Annotated in this window: 4 protein-coding genes and 1 pseudogene; 2 read left to right on the forward strand and 3 right to left on the reverse strand. The window is 58.8% G+C overall.

The genetic code is table 11. The features are described from left to right. Positions 1–45 precede the first annotated feature (45 nt). The gene (locus tag VK574_RS09580) at positions 46–3,411 is read right to left on the reverse strand and encodes a family 78 glycoside hydrolase catalytic domain (protein ID WP_472799613.1); all 3,366 of its coding nucleotides are present in this window, start codon (positions 3,409–3,411) and stop codon (positions 46–48) included. Positions 3,412–3,910: 499 nt separating this feature from the next. Here VK574_RS09580 and VK574_RS09585 point away from each other — a divergent pair. Further along, positions 3,911–5,099, forward strand: a pseudogene (locus VK574_RS09585) (pyridoxal phosphate-dependent decarboxylase family protein). A 58-nt stretch (positions 5,100–5,157) separates the two neighbouring features. On the opposite strand, the gene VK574_RS09590 reads toward VK574_RS09585, so the two are convergent. Together VK574_RS09590 and VK574_RS09595 are read right to left on the reverse strand one after the other, a co-directional pair. Then, the gene (locus tag VK574_RS09590) at positions 5,158–5,493 is read right to left on the reverse strand and encodes a hypothetical protein (RefSeq protein WP_472799614.1); all 336 of its coding nucleotides are present in this window, start codon (positions 5,491–5,493) and stop codon (positions 5,158–5,160) included. A 40-nt stretch (positions 5,494–5,533) separates the two neighbouring features. Further along, positions 5,534–5,974 carry a DoxX family membrane protein gene (locus VK574_RS09595; RefSeq protein WP_472799615.1) on the reverse strand — a complete coding sequence of 147 codons (441 nt, stop codon included), beginning with the start codon at positions 5,972–5,974 and terminating at the stop codon, positions 5,534–5,536. 116 nt (positions 5,975–6,090) lie between these two features. Between VK574_RS09595 and VK574_RS09600 the strand changes: the two genes are divergently transcribed. Beyond that, on the forward strand, positions 6,091–6,780 hold the full coding sequence (locus VK574_RS09600; protein WP_472799616.1) for an RNA polymerase sigma factor: 690 nt from the start codon (positions 6,091–6,093) through the stop codon (positions 6,778–6,780). Positions 6,781–7,184: the final 404 nt, after the last annotated feature.

A 7,184-nucleotide genomic window follows, 5' to 3' on the forward strand; every position in this document is an offset into this window, starting at 1 on the left:
TAGCCATTCCCTATTCCCTGGCCCCTGGTCCCTAGTCCCTGGTCCCTAGTCCCTGCTTCTAACAAACCGGTAACTCCCCGCCTCCAACTCAAACCCGCCCTCCACCTTCTTCGCCAGCGGACTCTCACTCAACCGCACGCCTTCCACGGTCCACCATGCCGCTTCATCGGTTTTCACTTCGAGTCGCCCCGTCGTATTCGCGGGCAGCGTCACATTCCATTCCACGGTCTTCCCCTTCATCGTCCAGCTCGATTCGATCTCCCCATACGAAGATTCGTACTCGAACTTCAGCGGAGACAACCGTGCATCGAACTCCGGGTGCAGCACAACGGTATGGAAGCCCGCATCCAGCGGCGACGCATCCACTCCAGCGGCAAAGCGATAGATCCAGTCCGCCACCGCACCATACGCGTAGTGGTTCAACGAGTTCATCTGCGGATCGTCCATCTTCAGGTCGCCGTTCCACCGCTCCCACGTCGTCGTCGCCCCATGCTCGACCTGATATCCCCACGACGGCATCCCCGTATTCAGCAGCAGATCGTACGCCAGCTTCGTGTGGCCCGTCTTGGTCAACTCCTCCAACAAGTACGGCGTCCCCACAAAGCCGGTCCCCAGCAGCCCGTGATTCTCTTCGATCTTTTTCACCAGCCTTCCCGCCGCCTCCGCGCGCATCGCCTCCGGCAAAAGATTCATGTGCAGCGCCAGCACGTACGTCGTCTGCGTATCGCCGCCTTTTGGCTTCGCGTTGGGATTATCGATGTCCCCGAACGGCGACGGACTATAGTCCGCCCCTGGAATGTAGGCGCCCTCATGTACAAACTTCTTCTGAAACGCCTCGCGAATCTTGGCTTCGAGTTGCGCGTAATGCTGCTCCGCCTCGGTACGCCCCGTTGCATGCGCCATCTCCCGCAGCATGTTCACGTCGTACGCCCAGTACGCAGTCGCCACCACGTCCTCCAGCGTTCTGCCTTCGAGCGACAGCCAGTCTCCGAACGGAATCCCCGAATCGTTGTGCCATATCCCGTCGGGATTGCGCGCGTCGATACCATCCACATACTTCCGCATCGCCGACCAGTTCTCGTCGATCACGCTGGTGTCGCCTGTCTGCAGCCACGACGTCCACGGAATGATCACCCCCGCATCGCTCCACGCTGCCGCCACACCCGGCGCGATCCTCGCGGTTCCCGGCGCAATGATTCCGTAATACGGCGTCCCCACCTGCGTCCCGCGCTCATCGGCCGCGAACTTCCGCGTGAACGCAGCCAGATCTGCGTTGTACGACGCCGCGCGCCAGAACACCTGCGCATCCGCCATCCACCCCAGCCGCTCATCCCGCTGCGAACAATCGGTTGGCAGCCCGACAAAATTCGACCGCTCCCCCCACAGAATATTGCTCCACAGCTTGTTCACCATTTCATTGCCGGTCGTCAGCTTCGCCGTGAACGGAAAATCCGTATGCAACACCAGTGCCGACACAGCACCCGGCTCCGGCGCGCTCTTCAGCCCCGTCACCTCGATGTACCGGAACCCATGAAACGTAAACTGCGGCACCAGCTCTTCGATTCCTTGCCCCCCCAGAATGAAGTGATCCGTCGCCTTCGCCGTTCGCAGATTCTCCGTGTAGAGCGTCCCATCCGGATTCAGTGTCTCGCCCGTACGCACCTGAACATCCGTCCCCGCCGGCCCGGTCACACTCAATTTCTCCACACCTGCCATGTTCTGCCCGAAGTCGTAAATAAACACGCCCGGCTTCGGCTCGGTCATCTTTGGCCCGGTGAGCATTTTCTCTACCCGGATCGGCTCGAAGCTTTGCGCCTCAATGCTGATCTCCTTTGGATGAACGATCTTGGCCGGCTCTCCCTTCTTGGCGCCTTCACCTGTTCTGTTCCATGTCTCCGGCAATCGCCCCAGATCCTGCGTCTCCCCGTCGTACAGCTCCGAGTTCAAAATGTAAGACGTGTCCGCCTTCCAGCTCGCATCCGTCGCCACCCACTCCACGCTTCCGTCCTCGTGTTCAATGCGCAGCTGCGCCTTGAAGGCCGGCGGCGTATCACCATAGTTATTCGGTTGCCCTAACCATTCCAGTGGAGTGGAATACCAACCCGGCGCCAGCAGTGCCTCCAGCCAATTCTGTCCGGCCTTGACCATATCCGTTACGTCGTACGTCTGGTACAGCACCCTTTCGCGATAATCTGTCCACCCCGGTGCCATCCAATCCACATGGGTGCCGTTGACCGGCGCACCATTCAGAGATACCTCATAGGTTCCCAGCGCCGTCGCATACAGCCGCGCCGACTTAACGGATTTCCCCGCCTCAAACGACTTCCACAACACCTTCACGCTGTCCGTCATCCACGGATTCAGCACCGGCGTCTCCTCCGGCCCCTTCTGCTGCGCCCACACGACCACATTTTTCCAGCCGCTACCCCCTGCTGGGTCTGGCTGCAACTCTCTGGTTGCGCCCACGACGTGGCTCTCCGGCGGTCCCATGCTGAGGTCTTGCGCCGAGGGTTCGAGTACTGCGGTTGTCCAGGTACGATCGCTCACTACGGTCGACGCCGTTCCATCCTTGTAGAACAGCAACAGCGTCGCCATCATCGGTGGAGCATCCTTGCGTTTGTCCTCACCGTACTTGCCCACATAGTGCATGCACTTGATCGCGATGGTGTTCTGCCCCTCCTTCACCTGCCCCGTCACATCCCCTCGCTCAAACTTCTGCCACGCCAGGTGGTGATACGTCGGATACGGCGCCGCAGTCATTACGTTGTCGCCGTTCACCCACGCCGAAACCGTATCCTCACCGGTGGCAAACAGAACCGCCCGCTCCACCGGTTTATCAATGCTCAAGCTTTTCCGGTACGCGAATATCTGCTCGCTGTTTGGCTTTGCTGCGCCCGGCACCGCGTCGGGGTTCGCAATCCAGGCGGCGGGTGCCTTGCGCACAGCATCTTCTTCCCGCGTCTCCCAGCCGATCCACTCCCCGCGCCACCCCTGGCCCAGTAATCCTGTTTCCCACCACTCCGCCGCGCTCGCCGGATACGCTTTCCCGTTCAGACCTGAAACTTCAACACGCCACCAATACTGTGTGCTCGGCTTTACCGACGGCCCCCCGTACTTCACGTTCAGCGACCGCGCCGATGTGACCTTGCCGCTGTCCCATACGTCCGCTTTGCCATCCATCAGCAACTCCGCGCGCGTTGCCACCAGCAGGCGATACGCCGTCTGCCGCGCCCCAGGCGCTGAATCGTTCAATTGCCACGAAAAGCGCGGCGTCGCATCGTCAATCCCCAGCGGCCGCGTCAGGTTGTCTACCTGCTGGTGCGCCAGCCCACCCGGCGCCGTCGCATTGCCTTGCGCAATTAGATTCCCGGTTCCAAAAATCGCCACCCACGCCAAACCCATTCCGCGCATGCGCCATCGCCCCCTGAATCTCACGAACCGACAAGTATATGTTTCACCATCGACCCTGGGCGACATATCTCGCACGGGCCTGGTGTCCTGAGTCTGAATTTCTTCCCATAACAGGCGGTGTCATTCTGAGTGAACGGGGCCCCAACGTCGTTCCGTTTGGGGGTGGTGAGCGAAGAATCTGCCCTTGTCTTTCCTCATTTCTGTCAAATACTTCAGACTCACCACACGAGTCACAATGAGCCGAGGCAGACGAAACTCCAGAGATAAGATTGCCCAGGGGCTCTCCATGCAAAGAACTGTGACACTGGAATCAGCAGAATTTCGCGCGCTTGCGCACGAACTCTCCGACTTCACCGCCAAATATCTCGAAGACCTTCCCCTCGCGCGCGCCTACCCGGAATCCATCAACGGAGCCGAAGTTGAGCAGTTGTTTGCCACCGATCCGCCGGTCGATGGTATGGGAAGAGCTGCGTTCAATCTGTTGCCACAGGTTTTTGAGATGTCCCGTCCCGCATCCCCTCGTTTTTTCGGATACGTCTTTGGATCGGGCGAGCCAATCGCAGCACTCGGTCAATTCGCCGCCAGCGTGCTCCACCAGAATGCGACGGCCTGGCGTTCGGGCCCGTCTGCCAACGCTATCGAGCGCACAGTCGTGCGCTGGCTCGCCGGCGCCATCGGCTGTGCGGGCTTCAGCGGCAGTCTTACCCTCGGCGGTTCCTCCGCCAACCTAATGGCCCTGTGCATGGCTCGCGAAGCAAAGGCAACCGCCAATGAAGCCGGCGCGCACGGTGGAGTCGTCTACTGCTCCACCGAAGCCCACATGTCGATTGCGAAGGCCGCGGCGCTTCTCGGTCTTGGACACAACGCCGTTCGCCTCATTGCTGTAGATGGCGACTTCCGTATGCGCACTGAAGACTTGCGTGATGCGATTGCGCGACCTCGCATCCGGCAAGATCCCCATTGCGGTCGTAGCCAGCGCGGGAACCACAGCAACGGGCAGCATCGATCCTCTCCGCGCCATTGCCGGCATCTGCCATGAATTCAAGCTCTGGATGCACATCGACGGTGCATACGGCGCCCTTGCATCGATGGCCATTCCCGAGGCCTTCGACGGCATTGCCCTTGCAGACTCCATCTCACTCGATCCGCACAAGTGGCTCTATCAGCCAACCGGCTGCGGCTGCCTCCTCTATCGCGATCCCTCCGATGCGCGCCGCGCGTTTTCCCATTCGGCGGAATATGCGCGTACGCTCTCCACCGATGCCATCGAAGGGTTTGCATTTTTCGAGGAGTCCATTGAGCTCTCACGACCCTTTCGGGCGCTCAGTCTCTGGCTTTCGCTGCGCTACCACGGTCTCCGCGCATTTCAGCAATCCATTCGCGACGACTTGCGCCTCGCCCGGGTTTTGGCAGATGCGGTTGACTCAGAACCGGACCTGGAAAGGCTTGCTCCCGTTGCCCTCAGCGCAGTATGTTTTCGCTACGCCCGGCAAAGTGACGACCTCGATGCGCTGAACGCCAAAATCCTCGACAGGGTAATCCGTCGCGGCCGCGTCTACATCTCCAACGCATCCATTAATGGAAAATTTGCGTTGCGCGCGTGCGTAGTCAATCACCGCACGAATGACGACGATGTAAAAGAAGTTGTGTCCGAGGTGCTCGCCGCCGCCGGCGAACTCACGGCATAAAAGACCTTCGGCGGAATCGCAAATGGATTCCGCCGAATACTCTCGCTCCAGGGTGCAGCTACATCAACTTCACCGAATCCACATGAATCACGCCGCCGTCTTTCTTTCCCGACACGTCCACCCGGATGTGATCCTGCTTGTCGCTGCTCTCCAGCAGCTTCAGCGCTTCCTGGTTCCCCTTGGCATCGAACTTCAGATAATTTCCATCCTTGTCGATGATCCCAAAGCCGCTCTTGGCACAGGCCAGGGCGCACGACTTCGTATGTGAATCAGGATTGGCCTTCGCCTTCGTCGAACACTGCGTATCGATCATCGATACGTTGGCCCAGTCCTCGGCCGCCGCAAACGACGGCAGCGCCAGCAAAACACCCATCAATACGATTGCTTTTTTCATCTTTTCCTCCTACAAATTTTGGTTGGATTGTGAACAAAACTCAGGCAAGGTGGCGAAAAGCCCCGGCTGGATCGCCTACCTGTCCGACGCTTGACGCTTCCTCTACCTCGCGAACCTCCGTCAGCTTGGCCAGCACAAACGCCCCGAGAGCAAGTTCAACGTCGCGTACCGCGATGTCCAGGAATAGCCCCTGCGTCACCAGGCTTGCGGAGATCGCCAGCAGCCACGCCATCACGATGTACGCCGCGTACCGCGTGAACCTCGTAAAGACCAGGATTCCGGCGATCATCTCCACCACTCCTACGATGTGCATGAATGTGGTCGGCGCCACGTGCAGCAGCTGAGGAATCGCTGGGTTTAGATACATATCCCAGCTCGTCAGCCGGTTAAAGAACTTGTCCAGCCCGGCAAGGAAGGGCCCTGCCCCGAGCCCCACGCGCAACGTCCACCACGCAACATTCAGCCGCGATCTGTTCGCCATCGTCATGCCACCTTCTGCTCAATGGAGCGGTAACAACGAAATTGGTTACAAAACTGGTCGTTGTAACCAAAATGACCATGGCTGATCCAATAAGTAGAATGATTCCGAGCGAGACCATGGCAAACTCACCCAGCCGAACACCGCCGATCGAGATCGCCTCCGACCAGGAAATCGTTGCCCGCGTTCTTCAGGGAGACTCGCTCCTCTTCGAAGTGCTCATGCGCCGTCACAACCAGCGCATCTATCGCGCCATTCGCAGCATTATTCGGGACGATTCGGAATGTGAAGAGGTGATGCAGGAGTCCTATGTTCGCGCTTTCGAGCATCTTGCCCAGTTTGAAGGCCGCGCGTTGTTCTCCACCTGGCTCACACGCATCGCCGTCAATGAGGCAATTAAACGTTCCATAGCACGTGGCAAGCTGGATCCGATGGATCTGGAAGATTTCGACGGGGAGAATGGAGCCATGCTTGCGCGATATGCGAATACACCCACTCCCGAAAGCAACGCCGCCCGCAGCGAACTCACTTCTCTGCTTGAGGAATCCATCCTTGCCCTCCCCGTCGCGTACCGCTCCGTTCTTGTCCTGCGCGACCTTGAGGAAATGAGTACCGCGGAAACCGCACAGGTCTTAACGCTGACCGACGCAAATGTAAAGGTTAGATTGCATCGTGCGCACGAGATGCTGCGGTCTGAGCTGATGGAGCGCGCCGGAGCATCGAGCGCTGGCGCCCTTCTGTTCCATGCAACTCGCTGCGATCGCGTTGTGCATGCCGTCTTTGAGCGGCTTCAGCACATGGCGGAGTGAACTCTTCCCATAGTTCTCGGTGTCATTCTAGGGAACGCGCCCATCAACGAGCGGTGTCATTCTGAGCGAACGGAGCCCCAAACGCTTTTCAGTTTGGGGGTGGTGAGCGAAGAACCTGCTTTTTGTCTTTCGTGGCTCCGGTAAGCTTTAGAACCTCCGCCCCCTGGGGCCAATCGAAACTCCCGGAACAGTTCCAATTTTCAACGTCAAGCCCTTCGATCCCACCATCACGCCTAACTCGCTCAAAATAAACGCCAAAAAGAGGCAATAACTAACTTGACACACAAGCCAAAAAGCGTTATTCTTTTCTTGGATAGAAGGTGCGAGAAATGAAAAGCCCTGTAACTCTTCTCCAGGCAATCACTTACTTCGCGGATGCCGAGCGCGCTTTCGACTACGTGAAG

This window comes from Occallatibacter sp. (genome assembly GCF_035317045.1).
Lineage (GTDB): Bacteria > Acidobacteriota > Terriglobia > Terriglobales > Acidobacteriaceae > Telmatobacter.

Bases quoted from the DNA above. Each gene is read 5' to 3' on its own strand.
- VK574_RS09590 (WP_472799614.1), bottom strand. From the start codon at position 5,493: ATGAAAAAAGCAATCGTATTGATGGGTGTTTTGCTGGCGCTGCCGTCG.
- VK574_RS09580 (WP_472799613.1), bottom strand. From the start codon at position 3,411: ATGCGCGGAATGGGTTTGGCGTGGGTGGCGATTTTTGGAACCGGGAAT.
- VK574_RS09600 (WP_472799616.1), top strand. From the start codon at position 6,091: ATGGCAAACTCACCCAGCCGAACACCGCCGATCGAGATCGCCTCCGAC.
- VK574_RS09595 (WP_472799615.1), bottom strand. From the start codon at position 5,974: ATGGCGAACAGATCGCGGCTGAATGTTGCGTGGTGGACGTTGCGCGTG.